We start from the raw sequence: 18,878 nt of genomic DNA, 5'->3' as shown, positions 1-18,878 counted from the left end.
GACCGTGCCGTAGCTGGTTTGCTGTCTTGGCTGGTTGCTGCGACTGGGGGCGTGAGGTGATGCCCATCGCCAGGCAGCGACCAACCGAGGTTACCAGACCCCGACACCACAACCCAATTCGCCCTTCGGCAACCATTCGGCGAACGCGCCGGTCGAGAGCCGATCCGCACCGAACGGTGTCGAATCGGGCATCTCGAACAGAGCGGGCCGAGCCGATTCGAGCCGAGGCGGCCGGACTCGGTCGCACCGAGCAAGCGGACCGGGTCGAGCCCGAGTGGCCCGGTCCGAACCGAGCAGCGCCACGCCTGACCGCACCGAGGTATCGGGCAAGGCCGAGTCGGGCACCGGGCAAGGCCGAGTCGGGCCGGGCGTGCGACCGAGTCGAGCACCGTCGGTCCGAACCGAGCGACGCGCCGGGCGGTCCGGGCCTACCGGACCACCGAGGACGTGTCAGTCGTCGACCGGCGGACCGGCGGGCCTGCCGACCGCGCGCCGCCGTGGCTTGCGCGCGAGCAGTTCCGTCGGCACCGGCTCGTCCGGGTCGAGCACCGGCGCGGACGGCTGGTCGTTGCCCGACACCACGAACACCGCGCCGCCGCTGTCGGCCGCGGGCGCCGCCGCCGACCTGGCCACTCGGCGTCGGCGAGCGGGCCGCCCCGGTTCGGGAGCGCCGTTCGTGCCCGAAGTCGCGGGATGCGTCGCGCCGGACCCGTTCTCCGTGGCCGTCTCCAACCCACGCGCCGTTGTCGTGTCCGAGTCGCGCGCCACCGGCGTCTCCGCGCCGCGTGCCACCGGCGTCTCCGCGCCGCGTGCCACAGCCGTCTCCGCGCCGTGTGCCACAGCCGTCTCCGCGCCGTGTGCCACAGCCGTCTCCGCGCGGCGGGCCACGGCCGTCTCGGCCCTGTCCGCCGCAGCCGACTTCGACCTGCGCGTCTCGGCTGTCTTGCGCCGGTCTCCTCGAGTCGCTTTCGCTGCGCGCCCCACAGGTGTCTCCGCCGCGGTGTCGACCGTGCGCACCTCCGAGACGACCGCGACCGACTGCTCGGCGCCGACCTCGGCGGAGACCCCGTCGCGGACGACGACAGCCTCGGCACCGGCACTCAGCGCATTCGCGGCGAACTCCGCGATCACGGCATCCTCGGCGGCGACGACCGCCTCGGCAACCGTCGTGGAACCTGTCACGACAACCTCGGCATCGCCTGCGGCGGAGCCGGATTCGGCGCCCGACGCCGCGGCGCCGACCTCGGCGTGCGCCGCCTCGGCCTCGCCCGCCTCGGCGATATCCCCTGTGTCCAGGTCGGATTCGTCTACATCGTCGTCGGAATGCTGATGCGCCGCCATCGCCAACGCGACCGGATGCGCGCGCTTGACGGCCGCGTCCTCCTCCGACACCTCCGGCACGGGTGCGGTGGCCACCGCGGGCGGTGTCGGCGCCGCGCCCTTGTCGCGACCGCGCCGCCTGCGCGAACCGGTCTCCTTGCGAGCTCCGCCGTCCTCGGACGCCGACGGCTCGACGGGATAGGTGTGCACGAGGATGCCGCGACCGTGGCAGTGCTCACAGGTGGTGGAGAACGCCTCGACCAGACCGGTGCCGAGCTTCTTGCGGGTCATCTGCACCAGACCCAGCGACGTCACCTCGGAGACCTGGTGCCGGGTGCGATCGCGACCAAGCGCCTCGGTGAGCCGACGCAGCACCAGATCCCGGTTGGACTCGAGCACCATGTCGATGAAGTCGACGACGATCATGCCGCCGATATCGCGCAACCGCATCTGGCGCACGATCTCCTCGGCCGCCTCCAGGTTGTTCCTGGTGACCGTCTCCTCGAGATTGCTGCCGCCGGAACCGGTGAACTTGCCGGTGTTGACGTCGATGACCGTCATGGCCTCGGTGCGGTCGATCACCAGGGTGCCGCCCGAGGGCAGCCAGACCTTGCGGTCGAGCGCCTTGGCCAGCTGCTCGTCGATCCGGTAGGTCTCGAAGACGTCGACCGAACCGGCGTCGTGCCGGGAGACCCGCGCGAGCAGGTCCGGCGCGACCGTGCCGATGTAGCGCTCGACCGTGCTCCACGCGCGCTCACCCTCGATGACCAGGCGCGAGAAGTCCTCGTTGAACAGGTCGCGGATGACCTTGACCAGCAGGTCCGGCTCCTCGTAGAGGGTCTTCGGCGCGCCGTTCTCCTTGGCGGCCTGCTCCTCGATGGTGCGCCAGGTGGCCTGGAGTCGCTCCACGTCGCGGGCCAGCTCGGCCTCGGCCACGCCCTCGGAGGCGGTGCGGATGATCACACCGGCGTCGGCGGGCACGATATCGCGCAGGATCTCCTTGAGACGCTTGCGCTCGGTATCGGGCAGCTTGCGGCTGATGCCGGTGGACGTGCCGCCCGGCACGTACACCAGGAATCGTCCGGCCAGACTGATCTGGGTGGTCAGCCGCGCGCCCTTGTGCCCGACCGGATCCTTGGAGACCTGGACCAGCACCTGGTCGCCCGGCTTGAGCGCCTGCTCGATCTTGCGCTCCCGGCCGCCGAGCCCGGCGGCCTCCCAGTTCACCTCACCGGCGTAGAGCACGCCGTTGCGGCCGCGGCCGATGTCGACGAAGGCCGCCTCCATGCTCGGCAGCACGTTCTGGACCCGGCCCAAGTACACGTTGCCGACCATCGAGGCCGACCCGGTGCTGGTCACGAAGTGCTCGACCAGGATGTTGTCCTCGAGCACCGCGACCTGGGTCGCGGTCGGATGATCCTGGAAGGTCTTCTCGCGCACCACCATCACCCGGTCGACGGACTCGCGCCGGGCGAGGAATTCCGACTCGGTGAGGATCGGCGGGCGACGGCGACCGGCCTCGCGACCGTCGCGGCGGCGCTGACGCTTGGCCTCGAGCCGGGTGGAGCCGGTGATGCCCTGCACCTCGTCGGCGTTGGCGGCGCGTCCTCGGCTCTTGTTCCTCGGCTCGCGCTCGTGCACGACGGTGTTCGGCGGGTCGTCCTCGGCGGCGGTTTCGGCGCCTTCGCCCTCACCGGCGACCTTGCGGCGACGTCGGCGACGGCGACGTCGGCTCGATCCCTCGGGCAGGCCGTCGCCGTCCTCGCCGTCGGTGTCGTCCGCGCCGTCGACGGATTCGGCGGCGACGTCCTCGGAGTCATCGACATCGTCGGCATCCGAGGATTCGGCGGCGTCGGTGTGATCCTCGTCGCCATCGGCGTCGGAATGCTGCTCGCCACGTCCGCGCCCGCGCCCGCGACGACCGCGCCGCCTTCGCCTCGGCTGACCGTCGGCGTCGCCGGATTGATCGGCGCCGCCGTCGTCGGTGTCGTCGTCACCGGTGTCGGACTCGTCCTCCACCTCGACCGGCGGCTCCTCGACGCGTCGCGCCTCCCGCTCGGCCCTGCGCTGTTTGCGGGTCTCCTCGATCGCCGCCGCGTCCGGCGGGAGGAACAGCGGCGCGGACACGGCCGCGGACTCGAACACCACCGGCGCGACCGCGACATCATCGGTGCGCTCGGCATGGGTGAACAGGCGCAACGGCTGCTGCGCCGCGGCGACCGAACCCGTCCCGCCCGGCTGCGCAACCTCGGGGGCGGAGAAGAGCAATCCCGCCCGCGAGCCCGGCGCGTCGGCCCGCGTCTCGACCGCCGATTCGGCGTCGACCGACTCGGTGGTCTCGACGGCGAAAGCATCGGCGCCACGGCGAGCGGCTTCCGTGCCGCCGTGAGCAGCCCCGGCGTCGCCACCGTGCGCGACCTCGGAACCACCGCCGCGAACGGCCTCGGAAGCACCGCTGTGCGCGGCTCCGGTGTCGACCGGGGCGGCCACCTCGGCCGCCCGGGTGGACGCCGAAGCGGCGGCGACATCACCCGCCGCCGGTTCCGCGCCTTCGGCGGTGTCGAGCGCGTCACGGACCGATTCCGCGACGGCACGGTCCACGTTCGACTGCGCGGAGCGCGCGTCGGCGCCCAATTCGGTGAGTTTGGCCAGGATTCGTTTGCTCGTCACTCCCAGCCGCTTGGCAAGCGCGTGAACTCGGATTCGCTCCGGCAATTGTTCGGCATCCTGTGCTGTTGTGTGCTGCGGCTCTTGATCGGCCACGAAGTCTCCTCGGGCCCCCGGGCGCGTCCCTCCCGGTACGGAGTGACGCGGCCAACGCGAGGGCGCTGTCCGTCCACCGCACGCCTGCGCGTGCGGTCCTATGGTCTCGCGCAGCGCGTCCGGTCGATACCCTGTTGTCTCGTCTCTCGGGACCGACCGGTCACGCGGCGCCTGGCTGTTGGCTGAACTCCACGGCCCGAGCGCTCATCCAGCGTGCCGACGCGGGCATCGACACCCGAGAACGGGCATCGACATCCGTGGCAGCGATGATCGGCATCCAACCGCGGTGTCATCCGGTTGCCTCGATCACCGATAGTTCGCGTACCTGCGCGAACAGTCGGAACCGTTGGTAACCAACCCCAGTATCCCACATCGCGCGCGCACGATTCGCCATCGGCGCTCGACCGCGAGGCGAGCGCGCCGGTCGCGGACCGGGAAACGCGGCGGCGCGACGAAGGGCGGCCCCGGTCGGATCGGCGCTGTTCAGGCCCGGCCGTTGGTACCGGAGTCGGCGGCCGATCAGGCCGGGAACTCGGGGAACCAGAGGGTGATCTCGCGCTTGGCGGACTCGGTGGAATCGGACCCGTGAACGAGGTTGTACTGGGTCTCGAGGCCGAAGTCACCGCGGATGCTGCCGGGGACGGCCTTCTCGACCGGATCGGTGCCGCCCGCGATCTGGCGGAAGGCGGCGATCGCGCGCGGCCCCTCGAGGATGGCGGCGACGACGGGACCCGAGGTGATGAACTCGATCAGGGAGCCGTAGAACGGCTTCTCGGCGTGTTCGGCGTAGTGCTCTCCGGCCAGCTGCTCCGACACCTGCTTCAGCTCGAGGGCGACGATCTTCAGCCCCTTGCGCTCGATCCGGGCCAGCACCTCGCCGACCAGGCCACGGGCCACGCCGTCCGGCTTGATGAGTACCAACGTCTGCTCAGTCACGGCGCACAGCCTATCGGGCGTCCCCGCCGGGTACCGAACCAGAGCGGCCGGGTCCGCGCGGACACGCCGCGCGCGCCGCCGCTACTCCGGTCGCGCGCGCTGACTGGGCAACATGCCCGCATCCATCCGCCGCCGCACATCGTGGCGCAGCACCAGGATGAATCCCCAGACCACGGCGAAGACGATGCCGATGATCCCGATCGACAGGTGGATGAACGCGCCGAGGATCACCAGGACCTGGAGTCCGAGGTTGAACGGCAGCGCCCAGGAACGGCGTTGGATGCCGGCGCCGAGCACCATGACCGTCGCCAGCGCCACCAGGTAGGTGCCGGAGAACCAGGTGATCCCGCCGCCCACGTCGGCGACCACCGGCAGGGCCAGCAGTACCACGATGGCCTCGAGGACCAGGGTGCCCGCCATCACACCGCGCAGCCCCTTCCAGGGATCGGGCGCGGCGGGGGCCTGCTCGGACTCGGGCCGTTCGGTCATGCTCGGACTCCTCTCCGCCGCGGCGGCGCTCACGCCGGGTCCTTGCCGAACAAGGCGCGGGCGGCGCCCGCGGTCGCCACCGACCCGGTCACCACGACTCCCGCGCCGGAGACCATCTCACCGCTGTCGCCAACCTCCTCGGCGATCGCGATGGCCGTCTCGATCGCGTCGGCCAAGGTCTGCGCGGTCACCACGCGCTCGTCGCCGAACCGCTGCACCGCCAGATCGGCCAGCGCGTCGACCTCGAGCGCGCGCGGGGCGCCGTTCGTGGTGACGACGATCTCGTCGAACACCGGCTCCAACGCCTCCAGCATGCCCGCCGCGTCCTTGTCGGCGAATACCGACACCACACCGACCAGCTTGCGGAAGTCGAATTCCGCGCTCACCGTCGCGGCCAGCGCTCGCGCGCCCGCCGGATTGTGCGCGGCGTCGATGAAGATCGTCGGCGCGTTGCGCATCCGCTCCATCCGCCCCGGACTCGTGACCGCCGCGAATCCGGCCCGCACGGCATCGATATCGAGCTGCCTCGACGCGCCCGCACCGAAGAACGCCTCCACCGCCGCCAGCGCGAGCACCGCGTTGTGCGCCTGATGCTCGCCGTGCAGCGGCAGGAAGATCTCGTCGTAGACCCCGCCGAGCCCCTGCAACTCCAACTGCTGGCCACCGACCGCGATCCGACGCGCCAGCACCCGGAACTCCGACCCCTCGCGCGCCACCGCCGCGTCGGCCGCCACCGCCCGGCGCAGCAGCACATCCATCGCCTCGGGCTGCTGTTCGGCGATCACGGCCACGGTGTCGCGCGGAATCAAACTCTCCGGCGCACGTTTGACGATCCCCGCCTTCTCCCCCGCGATGGAGGTCAGGTCGTCGCCGAGGTATTCGGTGTGATCGATCCCGACCGGTGTGATGACCGCGACCTGCCCGTCGATCACATTGGTGGCGTCCCATGACCCGCCCATCCCGGTCTCGATCACCGCGACATCGACCGGCGCCTCCGCGAAGGTGGCGTAGGCCATGGCGGTGAGCACCTCGAACTTGCTCATCCTCGGCCCGCCCGCCGCCGTCGACTGCCGGTCGATCATCTCCACGAACGGAAGCAGTTCGCGATAGATCTCGACGTACTTCGCCGGACTCACCGGCCGGTTATCGATGCTGATCCGCTCCGAGGCGAGCTGCAGGTGCGGACTGGAGATCCGGCCGGTGCGCCGGTGCAGCGCGGTCAGCAGCGCGTCGATCATGCGGACCACCGAGGTCTTGCCGTTGGTGCCCGCCACGTGGATCGCCGGATAGCCGTGCTGCGGCGAGCCGAGCAGGTCCATCAGCGCCGACATCCTGGTCAGCGACGGCTCGATCTTCGTCTCCGGCCAGCGCTGGTCGAGTTCGGCCTCGACCAGCGCCATCTCCGCCAGATCCACCGGCGACGGACCGGAACCGAGGCGGGTCGACCCGGTCTCGTCCTGGTACTGACGCTCCGGCTCGTCGTTCATCGGGCCGCCAGTTCCGCCAGCCTGACCCCGATCCGCTCGACCTCGGCCGCGGCCACGTCGCGGCGCGCCTTGATCTTGTCGACCACGTTCTCCGGCGCCTTGGCCAGGAACGCGTCGTTGCCGAGCTTCGCCGCGGTGCCCGCGAGTTCCTTCTCGGCCGCGGCCAGATCCTTCTCCAGGCGGCGGCGTTCGGCCTCCAGGTCGACGGAACCCTCGGTGTTCAGCCCTACCACGACGGTGGCGCCGCTGAGTCGCACCTCCAGCGAGGCGGTGCTCTCCTGGCCGGGCTCGAAATCGGTGAGGCGCGCCAGATTGGTGATCGCCGCGCGCAATTCGCCGAGTCCGGACGCGTCGAGACCGTCGAGGCGGGCACGCACCTTCTGCTTGTCGGCCAGACCCTGATCGCTGCGGAAGCGGCGGATCTCGGTGATCAACTGCTGAGCGTCGACCAGGCGGCGCTCGGAATCGGCGTCGGCGGGCACGCCCGATGGCTGCGGCCAGGTGGCGACGACCACCGACGCACCGCCGGTGAGCGCCTGCCACAGCGCTTCGGTGACGAACGGGATCACCGGGTGCAGCAGCCGCAGCACCGCGTCGAGCACGTTGCCGAGTACCACCCTGGTGGATTCGACCCGCGCGTCGTCGCCCGCGAACTGCACCTTCGCCAATTCCAGATACCAGTCGCACAGCTCGTCCCACGTGAAGTGGTACAGCGCCTCGCACGCCTTGCCGAACTCGTAGGCGTCGAAGGCCGAATCCACTTCGGCCAGAACAACTTCGAACCGGTCCAGGATCCAGCGGTCGGCGTCGGTGAGTGCGGCGCGGGCGGGCAGTTCGCCGGGGCGCGCGCCGTTCATCAGCGCGAACTTGGTCGCGTTGAACAGCTTGGTGACGAAGCTGCGCGAGGCCAGCGCGTGCGGTTCGCCCACGGACAGATCGCCGCCGGGCTGGGCGCCGCGCGCCAGCGTGAACCGCAGGGCGTCGGCGCCGAACTCCTTGATCCAGTCCAGCGGGTCGATGCCGTTGCCGCGCGATTTCGACATCTTCTTGCCGAACTGGTCGCGGATGAGCCCGTGCAGGAACACGTCGTGGAAGGGCACCTGCGGGGCGTCGGCGCGCTTGCCCGCGGTGATGGCGGAGTCCTCGGCCACGAACATGCCGAACATCATCATCCGCGCCACCCAGAAGAACAGGATGTCGTAGCCGGTGACGAGCACGTTCGTCGGATAGAACTTCTCGAGTTCGGTGGAGTTGTCGGGCCAGCCCATGGTGGAGAACGGCCACAGACCCGAGGAGAACCAGGTGTCGAGCACATCCGGGTCCTGCACCCAGCCCTCGGGCGCGGACTCGTCGGGGCCGACGCAGATCACCTCGCCCTCAGGGCCGTACCAGATCGGGATGCGGTGGCCCCACCACAGCTGGCGCGAGATGCACCAGTCGTGCATGTTGTCCACCCATTCGAACCAGCGCGGTTCCTGGCTCGGCGGGTGGATGACCACCTTGCCGTCGCGCACGGCGTCGCCCGCCGCCTTCGCCAGCGACTCCACCTTCACCCACCACTGCATGGACAGGCGCGGCTCGATCGGTTCACCGCTGCGCTCGGAATGTCCGACGCTGTGCACGTAGGGCCGCTTCTCGGCCACGACGCGACCCTCGCGCGCCAGCCGCTCCCGCACCGCGACCCTGGCCTCGAAACGGTCCATGCCGTCGAATTCGGTTCCGGTGCCGACGATTCGGCCGCGCTCGTCCATGATGGACGGCATCGGCAGATTGTGGCGCAGGCCGAGTTCGAAGTCGTTGGGGTCGTGCGCGGGTGTGATCTTCACCGCGCCGGTGCCGAATTCGGGATCGACGTAGTCGTCGGCCACGATCGGGATCTGCCGTCCGGTGATCGGATGCTCGATGGTGCCGCCGATCATCGAGCGGTAGCGGGGATCGTCCGGGTGCACGGCCACGGCGGTGTCGCCGAGCATCGTCTCCACCCGGGTCGTGGCCACGACCACGTGCGGTTGCGCGTCGTCGAGCGAGCCGTAGCGCAGGGAGACGAGTTCGCCGGGGATGTCCTCGAACTTCACCTCGATATCGGAGATCGCGGTGCGCAACACCGGCGACCAGTTCACCAATCGCTCGGCGCGATAGATGAGCCCGGCGTCGTAGAGGCGCTCGAACATGGTCTGCACCGCGCGCGACAGGCCATCGTCCATGGTGAACCGGTCGCGGCTCCAGTCGACGCCGTCGCCGAGCGCGCGCATCTGCCACTGGATGGTGCCGCCGGATTCGCGCTTCCAGTCCCAGACCTTGTCGATGAACAGTTCGCGGCCGAAATCCTCTTTGGTCTTGCCGTCGACGGCGAGCTGCTTCTCCACCACCGTCTGGGTGGCGATACCCGCGTGATCCATACCGGGCAGCCACAGCACCTCGTAACCCTGCAAACGCTTGCGCCGCGAGAGGGTGTCCATCAGGGTGTGATCGAGGGCGTGGCCCATGTGCAGACTGCCGGTGACGTTCGGCGGCGGCAGCACGATCGAGTAGGTGGGCTTGTCGGAGGAGGCGTCGGCCGTGAAGTACCCCGCGGCTACCCAGCGCTCGTACATCTCGGCCTCTACCTCGCCGGGGTTCCAGCTCTTGGGTAGGGCATCGGCACGATTACGCGAGTTGTCAGGGGCTGTGCTGGTCACCCCGGCATTCTAGTTGCGGGCGACCTCGGGCTCCCACGAGGCCCCGGCGCAAAAGGCCCGGCGCAAAAAAAGGCGGAGCCTTCGGTGGATGAGGGACACCGAACACTCCGCCTACACCTGTCAGCTTACCGGTGTTCGCGTGCGCGGCACCGAATCCATAAGCAATTCTCAGTTTCCGGCATGGCACTGCCTATCGTCGCTTCGCGGCGGCGGTGCGGCCGTCACCATGTCGGTCGGACACCCCCGATGCCGGTCCGGCGCGTCGCGCGCGAGTCATCACGGTAACCGACGAGCGCCACCGATGGGCGCCGAACCGCGCACGCGGCGGTTTCTCCCACCCGAAAGTAGTGAACGACGGATTTCCGCTGTGAATTCAGGGTTTTCCCGGTTGCCGAAACAGGCGCGACTCGGGACTCTGGGTAGGATGAGCCCCCCGTTGGACGCCGTACCCCTATATCCCGCCGAACCGCGACTTCCCGTGACCCCGCGCCGAATCCTGCGACCCGACGCCGTGCACGACCTGCGCGGCCGCCCCGTCGACGAACTGCGATACCCACCCACCGCCGCACTGATCTTCGCCGGAATCCCCGGCGCGGGCAAGAGCACCGCGCTGCACAAGTTCTTCGGCGCGAGCCCCGAGGACGAGGCGCCGCCGCGCACACCGCAAGGCGCGCTCGTCCTCGATTCCCACCACGCGCGAAATCGCTGGCGGCACAAGCTGGGCCGACTGCCGTACCCGCTGTGGCGCCCGATCGTGCACGTCGCGCACTACGCGGGCATACGCGAGGCGCTGCGCGAAGCGAGCGGGCCGGTCGTGATCCACGACTGCGCGACCTTCGGCTGGGCACGAACCATGATCGGACGCTGGGCCGAGAAGTACCACCGCGAAATGCACGTGGTCCTGCTCGACGTGCCCGCCGACGACGCGATGGCCGGGCAGCGCGCCCGCGGGCGGCGGGTGAACGGGGTGTCCTTCCGCCTGCACGTGCGCCGCTGGCATCGACTCGTCGGCGCGGTAGCCGTCGAAGCGCTCGCCGCGCGCTGCGCCTCGATCGTGATAGCCGACCGATCGACTGTCAACACCATCGGCGCCGTCACCTTCACCGCTGCGCCACCGGACCACAGCGCAACGGAACCACGTCGGGAACGGACGGTCGTCACAATGGAATCGGTTTCACGGCAGTTGGATTCAACGTCGGATACGGATCCGACGGACGGCGGGGCGAGCGCGCGGGACACCGCGTAACGCGGCGACCGGATCGCCCGCCCGCTCACGATCTCAGCGGTGTATTCAGCGGGCCAGCACGGTCAGCGCGCCGGGCGCCGCGCGCAAAACGGCGGGCAGGACGCCCGCCGGTTCGCCGTCGGCGGTGGCGGGGGCGCCCTCGGCGGTGAGGCGGACCTGTCGGGTGCGGTAGCGGCGGGTGGCCGGGTGGTCGATGCGCTTTCCCGCCGACAGGGCCGGGAGCAGTTTCAGCATCTCCCAGCGTGACACCTTGCCGACCACCGTCACGTCGAGGAAACCGTCGTCCATCTCGGCATCGGGACAGATCAGCATGCCGCCGCCGTAGGTGCGGGAATTGCCCACCGCGACCATGACGGCCTCGGTCTCGATCGCGGTGTCCCGCGCCGGGTTGTCCAGCGCGCCCGGCGCGAGGCCGGTCAGTTCGATCCGGTACGGCACGGCGAGTCCGCTCGCGAGTTCGGCCAGCGCGGCCAGGCTGTAGCGAGACGGGCCCTTCGGCCTGCGCATGGCGTTGGCGCGCAACGTGACCCGGGCGTCGAATCCGGTACCGGTGACGGTGGCGAACCACATCGGCTCGGCGCCGGTGGCTTCGATGCGGCCCAAGTCGACCACGCGGGTGCGGCCCGCGAGCACCAGATCGGTCGCGGCCGCCGGATCGTCGGTTGGCACGTCGAGCGCGCGGGCGAGGTCGTTGCCGGTGCCGCTCGGCACGATGCCCAGCGGCACACCGGTTCCCGCGACCGCCGCGAGCACCACGTTGATCAGGCCGTCGCCACCGACGCACACCACGGCGTCGGGCCGGTTACCCGGATCGGACAGCGAGTCGCGCACCAGCCGAACCGATTCCGCCGCCGACGGCGCGCGGATCTCGGTGACCTCGACACCGCGCTCGGACAGCCTTCCCACCGCGGCGGCGGCGCTGTCGTGACCACGGCCCGCGCCGGAGCGGCGGTTGGTGACCACGAGCGCCGATCGCACGGCGGTCACCGGATCAGCTTTCCGGGATTCATGATGCCGACCGGATCGAGTTCCCGCTTGACCGCGCGCAGCACCCGCACCCCGAGTTCGCCGATCTCGGCGGTCAGCCAGGGTCGGTGATCGGTGCCGACAGCGTGGTGGTGGGTGATGGTGGCGCCCGCCGCGACGATGGCGTCGCCTGCCGCGCGCTTGGCGATCCCCCACTGGGTCAGCGGATCGTCCGTCTGCTTGGCGACGACGGTGAAATACAACGACGCGCCCGTGGGATAGGTGTGCGAGATGTGGCACATCACCACCGGCGGCGTGCCTTGCCCGGACAGCGAATCGGTGAGCGCGGCCGTGACTTTCGCCTTCACCTCGGCGAGCGCGGACCAACTCGTCGCGGTCTCCAACGTCTCGCAGAGCACGCCGAGGTCGAGCAGCGCGTCCCGCAGGTACGGCGCCGCGAATCGTCCGTGCTCCCACTGCTCGGCGGGCGCGGACCCCAGCGCGGCGCCACCGGCCGCGAGCAGTAGCGCCTCCGCCTCGGCGACCCGTCTCTCGATATGCGCCCGCGTCCCTTCGAAGGTGGTGATCGCCAGACAGCCTTGGACCGAACCGCCACCGATATCGCCGGAACGCGCCAGGTTGAGCCCGGTTTCGGCCTCGTCGGACAGGCGGAGCACGGTCGGGGCGGCGCCCGCCTGCACCACCGCGCGCAGCGCCACGGCGCCGGTGGCGAAGTCGGGGAACGACCATGCCTGATGCACAACGGTTTCCGGGCGCGGACGCACGCGCACGGTGACCTCGGTGAGCACACCGAACGCGCCTTCGGAGCCGACGAACAGTTCGCGCAGATCGGGTCCCGCGGCCGAGGCCGGCGCGTGCCCCAGCTCCAGATCGCCACTCGGCGTGGCGATTCGCAGTCGCTGGACCATATCGTCGAACCGGCCGTAGCCCGCCGACGCCTGCCCCGAGGATCGCGTGGCGGCGAACCCGCCGATGCTGGCGAATTCGAAACTCTGCGGGAAGTGGCCGAGCGAGAGTCCGTGCGCGGCAAGCAGTTCCTCGGCACGCGGCCCGGTGACGCCCGCGCCGAAGGTGGCGGTGCCGCTCACCGGGTCGACCGCGTGCAGGCGGTCGAGGCGGCGCAGGTCGAGGGCGATCACGGTGGCGAAACGGCCGCGGTCGGGTTCGACGCCGCCGACCACGCTGGTGCCGCCGCCGAAGGGGACGACCGCGACGGCGTTGTCCGCGCAGTACGCCAGCACCGCGAGTACCTGCTCGTGATCGGCCGGGAACACCACGGCATCGGGCGCGTCCTGAAGGCCGTCCAGTCGGCGACGTAGCAGGTCGGGAGTGCTTTTTCCGCCCGCGCGTACCAGTCGGTCGTGATGGTCGGTCGAGACGTTGCCCACACCGACCACCGCGACCAGACCGTCTCGTTGAGCCGGCGTGAGCGCCGACTCGCGGAGCGGCACGTCGCCCTCATCGCGACGCACCACCGGATCACCGGAGATACCGAAGACCTGAGCGAGCAGACCACGGATCTGCGCCGAAAGTGGCTGGTGTCCAGCCGGAATTCCCCAGGCGTCCCACACCATACTCGCTGCGGGCGGCTGTGCGCCCTGGTTTTCGCGGGCGGGTGTATCGCCGTACCGGGTATCGACCATGCGTTACAGTTTGACATAGAGTGTCAAGAAGTAAGAACAATCTTGGTGAAACCCGGCGAATCGGGGCGCTCGCGTCCCACGCCATCGAGACCCGGCGGTGACCATGTCGAACCCAGCCACGGACGAACCCGACCTCTCGGCCACCGACCTGGCGATCTTCGACGCCGCACGGGCCTGCGTCGCGGAGTTCGGGGTGCGCAGGACCACGCTCACCGAGGTCGCAAGACGAGCCGGGGTGAGCAGGCCGACCGTCTACCGCCGCTGGCCCGACACCGGCGCGCTGATCGCCGAACTCCTGGTCCGCGAGTTGCGCGCGATCCTCGCCGACACCATGCCCGCCACGGGTGACGCGCGCGCCAGACTGGTGCGCGGCATCGTCACCGGAGCCGCGCACATCCGCTCGAACCCACTGTTCGGCAAGATCTTCCGCACCGACACCGACCTCATGCTCACCTACGTCTTCGGCAGACTCGGCCGCAACCAACGCACCCTCGTCGACCTGTTCGCCACCACCATCGCCGCGGGCCACACCGACGGCTCCATCCGCGCGGGCGACCCGACCCGCATGGCGACCATGCTCCTGCTCACCGCCCAGTCGGCGGTCCAATCCGCGGGCACCGTCGCGGACCTGCTCCCCGCCCCCGCCCTCGACATCGAACTCACCCATGCACTCGAGGGCTACCTGCGACCGGATCACCCGTGAACCCGCGGCACCACGAAACCGCAAGTCCTCGTAGCTCCCCCACGATCGGGAGCTGCGTCGACTCGCGTCCGCCACGCACCACCGCACCCGCTGCACCGTCGAGGCCCATCGCCTTCTCTCGTACTGGAAAGGACTTGTGATGAACCCGAACTCGGCGACCGGTGGCGATTCCGCGCCTGACACTTCTCGCAACTCGGCCGCCGATACGGCCCATGATTTAGTTCCCACCGAGGTCAAGCGCGCGACCCCCGCCTCGGCACTCGGCCCCGCACCGACCTCGCACTCCACCTCCGACGCGGCTCGCCATCTCTCTCTCGGCGCGGCCCCGAATTCCGCGGCCGACGCGGCCCATCGCCCAACGCCCGGCGCCACCGCGAACTCCACGCCCGACGCGACCGACCCCTCCGCACTCGACGCGGCCCGGCGCGACCGCGAATTGCGCGCCCTCGGTGACGCACCCGAGGTCGATGTGCTCGTGGTTGGCGGCGGCATCACCGGGGTCGGCGTCGCCCTGGACGCGGCGAGCCGCGGTCTGCGTACCGTGCTGGTCGAGCGACACGATCTGGCGTTCGGCACGAGTCGGTGGAGTTCGAAGCTCGTGCACGGCGGGCTGCGCTATCTGGCGAGCGGACGCGTCGGTATCGCGCACGAGAGCGCGGTGGAGCGCGGCATCATGATCGCGCGCACCGCACCGCATCTGGTGCGCCCACTTCCGCAGGTGGTGCCGCTGCTACCCGGACTCGGGCGCGCCGAACGCACGCTGATCCGCGCCGGATTCCGCGCGGGCGACCTGCTGCGGCGCGGGGCGGGCACCCCGGCGTCGCTGCTGCCGAGGTCGCGTCGGGTGACCGCCGCCGAGGCGCTGCGCCTGACCCCCACCGTGCGCCGCGCCGGGCTGAGTGGCGCCCTGCTGGCCTGGGACGGTCAACTCGTCGACGACGCAAGACTGGTCGTGACCGTGGCGCGCACCGCCGCCGCACACGGCGCGAGCATCCTCACTCGCGTCGAGGCGCTCGAGGTGACGGGCGACGCGGCCGTGCTGCGCGACACCCGCACCGGCGAGACCATGTCGCTGCGCGCGCGGGCGGTGGTGAACGCGACGGGCGTGTGGGCCGACCAGGTCGACCCGAGCATCGAGTTGCGCCCCTCGCGCGGTACGCATCTGGTGTTCGACGCCGCCGCGTTCGGCGCGACGACCGCCGCGTTGACGGTTCCGGTGCCGGGCAGCGTCGGCCGTTTCATCTTCGCCCTGCCCGCCCCGCACGGTCGGATGTACCTCGGCCTCACCGACGAGGACGCGCCTGGCCCGGTCCCCGACGAACCCGCCGCCACCGACACCGAGATCGACTTCCTCCTCGACACCGTCAACACCGTCCTACGAGAACCATTGACCCGCAAGGACATCCGAGGGTCCTTCGCGGGCCTGCGCCCCCTGCTGCGCACCGAGGCGGGCGACACCGCCGACATCTCCCGCGAGCACGCGATCCTGCACGCCCCCACCGGCGTGATCACCGTCGTCGGCGGCAAACTCACCACCTACCGCCGCATGGCCGAGGACGCGGTCGACGCCGCCGTCCGCGCCGCGAACCTCCCCGCCCGCCCGTGCGCCACCCGCCGAATTCCATTGGTAGGCGCGGTCTCCGGGGCAGCCAGGGACCGCGTAGACGCACCGCCGATCCTCATCGAACGCTACGGTTCCCAAGCGGGCGCCATCCACGACGCCACCCGCACCGACCCCACGCTCGCCGAGCCGGTCGCCCCCGGAATCGACGTCACCGCCGCCGAATTCGCCTACGCGATCACCCACGAGGGCGCCCTCGCCCCCGAAGACCTCCTCGACCGCCGCACCCGAATCGGCCTCGTCCCCGCCGACCGCGAAGCCGCCCTCCCCGCCGCCAGAGCGGCCTTCGCCACCGCGAGCGCCATCGACCGTAACTAACCGACCGGGCCGGGCTCGACGCCGCGATTCGAACGCCCCTCCTTCCGAGTACTCGAATCCATCGAACCGCGATCTCATCGGCGCGAACGACAGATGTCGACCGAGACGAATACCCGTTTCACCGAGACGGCGCGAGGATCTTCCCGCCGCGGCGATCGGCCGCGCGCACACCCCGATGCATGGCGCCCCGCGGGAACTCGCGTGTGTACGACGCCGAGTCCCCGGCCTCGACGGTTCCCGATCGGGCGTTGACTACGCACGTTCCGGCATACGAAGCCCGTCGAACGTCATCCGACCGACGGCACTCCCGCTTCCGACGCCACCCGGCTGCGTTCGATGAGCCCCTCCAAATCGCGTTCACCCGCACGGGTCTGCGCTCCCGCGGCGAGCGCCGCTTCCGTGCGGCGCCGGGCGTCGGGGCCGGTGAACAGCGGCAACAGCAGTTCAGCCGTGCGCGCTCCCGCCGATTCGGGTCGCGGTGCGGCGGCGTCGACGGCCGCGCGGGCGGCGGCGACGGCGGACGGAGGCTGGGCGGCGATGCGGTGGGCGAGGTCGTCGACGAACTCGTCGAGTTCGGCGGCCGGGAGCGCGCGGTCGATCCAGCCGTAGCGTTCGGCGGTGGCCGCGTCGTAGCGCCCGCCACCGAGGATGACTTCGAGCGCGCGGGAACGCCCGAGCAGCGGCGGCAGCAGTTCGGTGCCGCCGCTGCCGGGGAAGATGCCGAGACTCACCTCGGGCTGCCCGAACCACGCGTTCTCGAGCGCCGCGTAGCGCAGGTCGAGGTGCAGCAGGAATTCCGCGCCGCCGCCCCTCGACCTTCCGGTGATCTTGGCGATGGTGACCTGCGACAGGTCGCGGTAGCGCTGGAACAGGTCGAGTCCGGGGCCAGCGAGGTATGCCTCGAGCGCGGCCTGTTCGGTGATGAGACGCATATCACCGTGGGCGAGGAAGTATTCGGGGTTCGCGCTCTGGAACACGACCACGCGGGTGTCGGCGTCGGCGACCAGGTCGCCGTGCAGCCGGTCCAGGTCGGCGACGAGGACCTCGTCGACGAGGTTGACGGGCGGGTGGTCGATGGTGACGAAGGCGACGCCGCGTTCGCGGCGAACGGCCAGCGCGGCATACCGGTCCGACATGGGCACACTCCTGAGTTCTGTTGTAGAACTCAGAATCTAGCTGACTTCTACAACAGAACTCAACGGTTAGAATGCGAACCATGGAGTGGACATCGGTCGACCTGGACAATTGCCCCGTGGTCCGGGCACTCGACGTGGTCGGCAGCCGATGGACCCTGCTCGTGCTGCGCGAGATGTTCAACGGCGTGCACCGCTTCGAGGACATCCAGCAACACCTCGGCGTCTCCACATCGGTACTCAGCCGCCGCCTGGCCGAAATGGCCGAGCACGGACTGGTCGACCGGATCCCCTACCGCGACGAAGGCCGCCGCGAACGCAGCGAATACCGGCCGACCCCCATCGCCTGGGAGCTGTACCCGGTGGTCGTCGGCCTCATGCAATGGGGCGACCGCCACCTCACCGGCCCGAACCGCCCCACCGTTCAGCTCGTGCAGACCAGCACCGGCAAACCCGTAGTCGCCGCACTCGTCACCGCCGACGCCACCACCTGCACCCCCGCCGACCTCACCGTCCTCACCTCGGAACCGGACAAATGAGATCAGCCCGCGCGGCCCCCACCGCCACCCGCGTCGCAGTGTCGACGCACCACCCGAACCACCACACCCACCACGAAACCGCACCGATCAGATCAGCCAGCGCGGCCCCCACCGCCACCTGCGGCCCGCAGTGCCGACGCCACCACCTGACCTCCGCCGATCCACCGCGCCCGGAACCGGATCGAATGAGATCAGCCAGCCCGGCCCCACCGCCACCCGCGGCGCGCAGTGTCAACGCCACCACCCGAACCGCCGATCCACCGCGCCCACCCCGCGACCGGACCGATCAGATCGGTCAGCGGCCCGCACCGCCACCCGCGGCCCGCAGTGCCGACGCCATCACCTGCACCCCACCGATCCACCGCGCTCGCCCCGGAACTGGACCGATGAGATCAGCCGGCGCGGCCCGCACCGCCACCCGCAGTGTCGACGCGACCACCCGCAGCCCCGCCGATCCACCACGCTCACCCCGCAACCGGACCGATCAGGTCAGCCAACGCGGCCCGCATCGCAACGCGCGGTGCGCAGTCCAGACCGGCATCGATCTCCGCCGCACGGATCGCCCGCAGCTCCGGAGTCAGCACCGCCACCGGAATCACCCGGAACCCGAGCCGTTCGTAATACGGCCCGTTCCATGGCACCGCGCTGAATGTGGTCAGCGTCATGTCCAGCATCCCGCGCCCGACTGCCCACCGGGCGGCGTATTCGATCAGCCGCACCCCGATCCGCCGCCCGGCGAACGCGCGACGCACCGAAACCTGCTCGACGTGCGCGCTCCCGTCAACGATGCCGAGCACCAGATAACCGACCGGCCGGTCGTCCTCGTCCACCCAGACCCAGGCCCGTCCCGCGTCCGCGAATTCGCGCAACCGGGCCAGCGAGGGCGGTTCGTCCTCGGCGATGTCGAGCATCCCGATCTCGGCGAACAGTTCGCCCGCATCGTTCTCGATGTCCTGGAGTTCCGGCAGATCGGCCTCGACGGCCGCACGGATCGTCATCGCCGCAGTATTGCCCG

Annotated in this window: 13 protein-coding genes; 4 read left to right on the top strand and 9 right to left on the bottom strand. The window is 70.5% G+C overall.

Features of this window, described 5'->3' with window-relative positions:
* Window positions 1-450: 450 nt before the first annotated feature.
* The 5 genes from IT779_RS12665 to IT779_RS12645 form a co-directional block, all read right to left on the bottom strand.
* Complete coding sequence (locus IT779_RS12665) at window positions 451-4,083, bottom strand: translation initiation factor IF-2 N-terminal domain-containing protein (protein WP_196149453.1); 3,633 nt, start codon at window positions 4,081-4,083, stop codon at window positions 451-453.
* 519 nt (window positions 4,084-4,602) lie between these two features.
* Window positions 4,603-5,019: a nucleoside-diphosphate kinase gene (ndk, locus tag IT779_RS12660; RefSeq protein ID WP_196149452.1), complete on the bottom strand. Its 417-nt coding sequence runs from the start codon at window positions 5,017-5,019 to the stop codon at window positions 4,603-4,605.
* Between the two features lie 81 nt (window positions 5,020-5,100).
* The gene (locus IT779_RS12655) at window positions 5,101-5,508 is read right to left on the bottom strand and encodes a DUF4233 domain-containing protein (protein ID WP_196149451.1); all 408 of its coding nucleotides are present in this window, start codon (window positions 5,506-5,508) and stop codon (window positions 5,101-5,103) included.
* Window positions 5,509-5,537: 29 nt separating this feature from the next.
* Complete coding sequence (folC, locus tag IT779_RS12650; protein ID WP_196149450.1) at window positions 5,538-6,995, bottom strand: bifunctional tetrahydrofolate synthase/dihydrofolate synthase; 1,458 nt, start codon at window positions 6,993-6,995, stop codon at window positions 5,538-5,540.
* The gene (locus IT779_RS12645; RefSeq protein ID WP_196149449.1) at window positions 6,992-9,673 is read right to left on the bottom strand and encodes a valine--tRNA ligase; all 2,682 of its coding nucleotides are present in this window, start codon (window positions 9,671-9,673) and stop codon (window positions 6,992-6,994) included. The genes folC and IT779_RS12645 overlap by 4 nt, the downstream gene beginning before the upstream one ends.
* A gap of 424 nt (window positions 9,674-10,097) precedes the next feature.
* Between IT779_RS12645 and IT779_RS12640 the strand changes: the two genes are divergently transcribed.
* Window positions 10,098-10,919, top strand: a complete 822-nt coding sequence (locus IT779_RS12640; protein ID WP_196149448.1) for an AAA family ATPase — start codon at window positions 10,098-10,100, stop codon at window positions 10,917-10,919.
* A gap of 45 nt (window positions 10,920-10,964) precedes the next feature.
* Here IT779_RS12640 and IT779_RS12635 read toward each other — a convergent pair whose 3' ends face one another.
* Window positions 10,965-11,906, bottom strand: coding sequence for a diacylglycerol kinase family protein (locus tag IT779_RS12635; RefSeq protein WP_196149447.1), 942 nt, complete (start codon window positions 11,904-11,906; stop codon window positions 10,965-10,967).
* The gene (locus IT779_RS12630) at window positions 11,903-13,480 is read right to left on the bottom strand and encodes an FAD-binding oxidoreductase (RefSeq protein ID WP_196149671.1); all 1,578 of its coding nucleotides are present in this window, start codon (window positions 13,478-13,480) and stop codon (window positions 11,903-11,905) included. Before IT779_RS12630 ends, IT779_RS12635 begins: the two co-directional genes overlap by 4 nt.
* A 172-nt stretch (window positions 13,481-13,652) precedes the next feature.
* Between IT779_RS12630 and IT779_RS12625 the strand changes: the two genes are divergently transcribed.
* Both IT779_RS12625 and IT779_RS12620 read left to right on the top strand, forming a co-directional pair.
* Window positions 13,653-14,252: a TetR/AcrR family transcriptional regulator gene (locus IT779_RS12625; RefSeq protein ID WP_196149446.1), complete on the top strand. Its 600-nt coding sequence runs from the start codon at window positions 13,653-13,655 to the stop codon at window positions 14,250-14,252.
* 139 nt (window positions 14,253-14,391) lie between these two features.
* Window positions 14,392-16,191 (top strand): glycerol-3-phosphate dehydrogenase/oxidase, encoded by a 1,800-nt coding sequence (locus IT779_RS12620; RefSeq protein ID WP_196149445.1) that lies wholly within the window; start codon window positions 14,392-14,394, stop codon window positions 16,189-16,191.
* A gap of 287 nt (window positions 16,192-16,478) precedes the next feature.
* On the opposite strand, the gene IT779_RS12615 is transcribed toward IT779_RS12620, so the two are convergent.
* A complete protein-coding gene (locus IT779_RS12615; protein WP_196149444.1) occupies window positions 16,479-17,327 on the bottom strand; it encodes an enoyl-CoA hydratase/isomerase family protein in 849 nt (282 codons plus the stop codon).
* Window positions 17,328-17,407: 80 nt separating this feature from the next.
* Here IT779_RS12615 and IT779_RS12610 point away from each other — a divergent pair, with 80 nt between their 5' ends.
* Window positions 17,408-17,863, top strand: coding sequence for a winged helix-turn-helix transcriptional regulator (locus IT779_RS12610; RefSeq protein WP_196149443.1), 456 nt, complete (start codon window positions 17,408-17,410; stop codon window positions 17,861-17,863).
* Window positions 17,864-18,327: 464 nt separating this feature from the next.
* On the opposite strand, the gene IT779_RS12605 is transcribed toward IT779_RS12610, so the two are convergent.
* Window positions 18,328-18,861: a GNAT family N-acetyltransferase gene (locus tag IT779_RS12605; RefSeq protein WP_196149442.1), complete on the bottom strand. Its 534-nt coding sequence runs from the start codon at window positions 18,859-18,861 to the stop codon at window positions 18,328-18,330.
* Window positions 18,862-18,878: the final 17 nt, after the last annotated feature.

Origin of the sequence: Nocardia bovistercoris, from assembly GCF_015674855.1 — a bacterium.
Lineage (GTDB): Bacteria > Actinomycetota > Actinomycetes > Mycobacteriales > Mycobacteriaceae > Nocardia > Nocardia bovistercoris.
This window is presented reverse-complemented; position numbering and strand designations above follow the sequence as displayed.

Coding starts and splice junctions, on each gene's coding strand:
- IT779_RS12655 (WP_196149451.1), bottom strand. CDS start 5,508: ATGACCGAACGGCCCGAGTCCGAGCAGGCCCCCGCCGCGCCCGATCCC.
- folC (WP_196149450.1), bottom strand. CDS start 6,995: ATGAACGACGAGCCGGAGCGTCAGTACCAGGACGAGACCGGGTCGACC.
- IT779_RS12640 (WP_196149448.1), top strand. CDS start 10,098: ATGAGCCCCCCGTTGGACGCCGTACCCCTATATCCCGCCGAACCGCGA.
- IT779_RS12630 (WP_196149671.1), bottom strand. CDS start 13,480: ATGGTGTGGGACGCCTGGGGAATTCCGGCTGGACACCAGCCACTTTCG.
- IT779_RS12625 (WP_196149446.1), top strand. CDS start 13,653: ATGTCGAACCCAGCCACGGACGAACCCGACCTCTCGGCCACCGACCTG.
- IT779_RS12620 (WP_196149445.1), top strand. CDS start 14,392: ATGAACCCGAACTCGGCGACCGGTGGCGATTCCGCGCCTGACACTTCT.
- IT779_RS12615 (WP_196149444.1), bottom strand. CDS start 17,327: ATGTCGGACCGGTATGCCGCGCTGGCCGTTCGCCGCGAACGCGGCGTC.
- IT779_RS12610 (WP_196149443.1), top strand. CDS start 17,408: ATGGAGTGGACATCGGTCGACCTGGACAATTGCCCCGTGGTCCGGGCA.
- IT779_RS12605 (WP_196149442.1), bottom strand. CDS start 18,861: ATGACGATCCGTGCGGCCGTCGAGGCCGATCTGCCGGAACTCCAGGAC.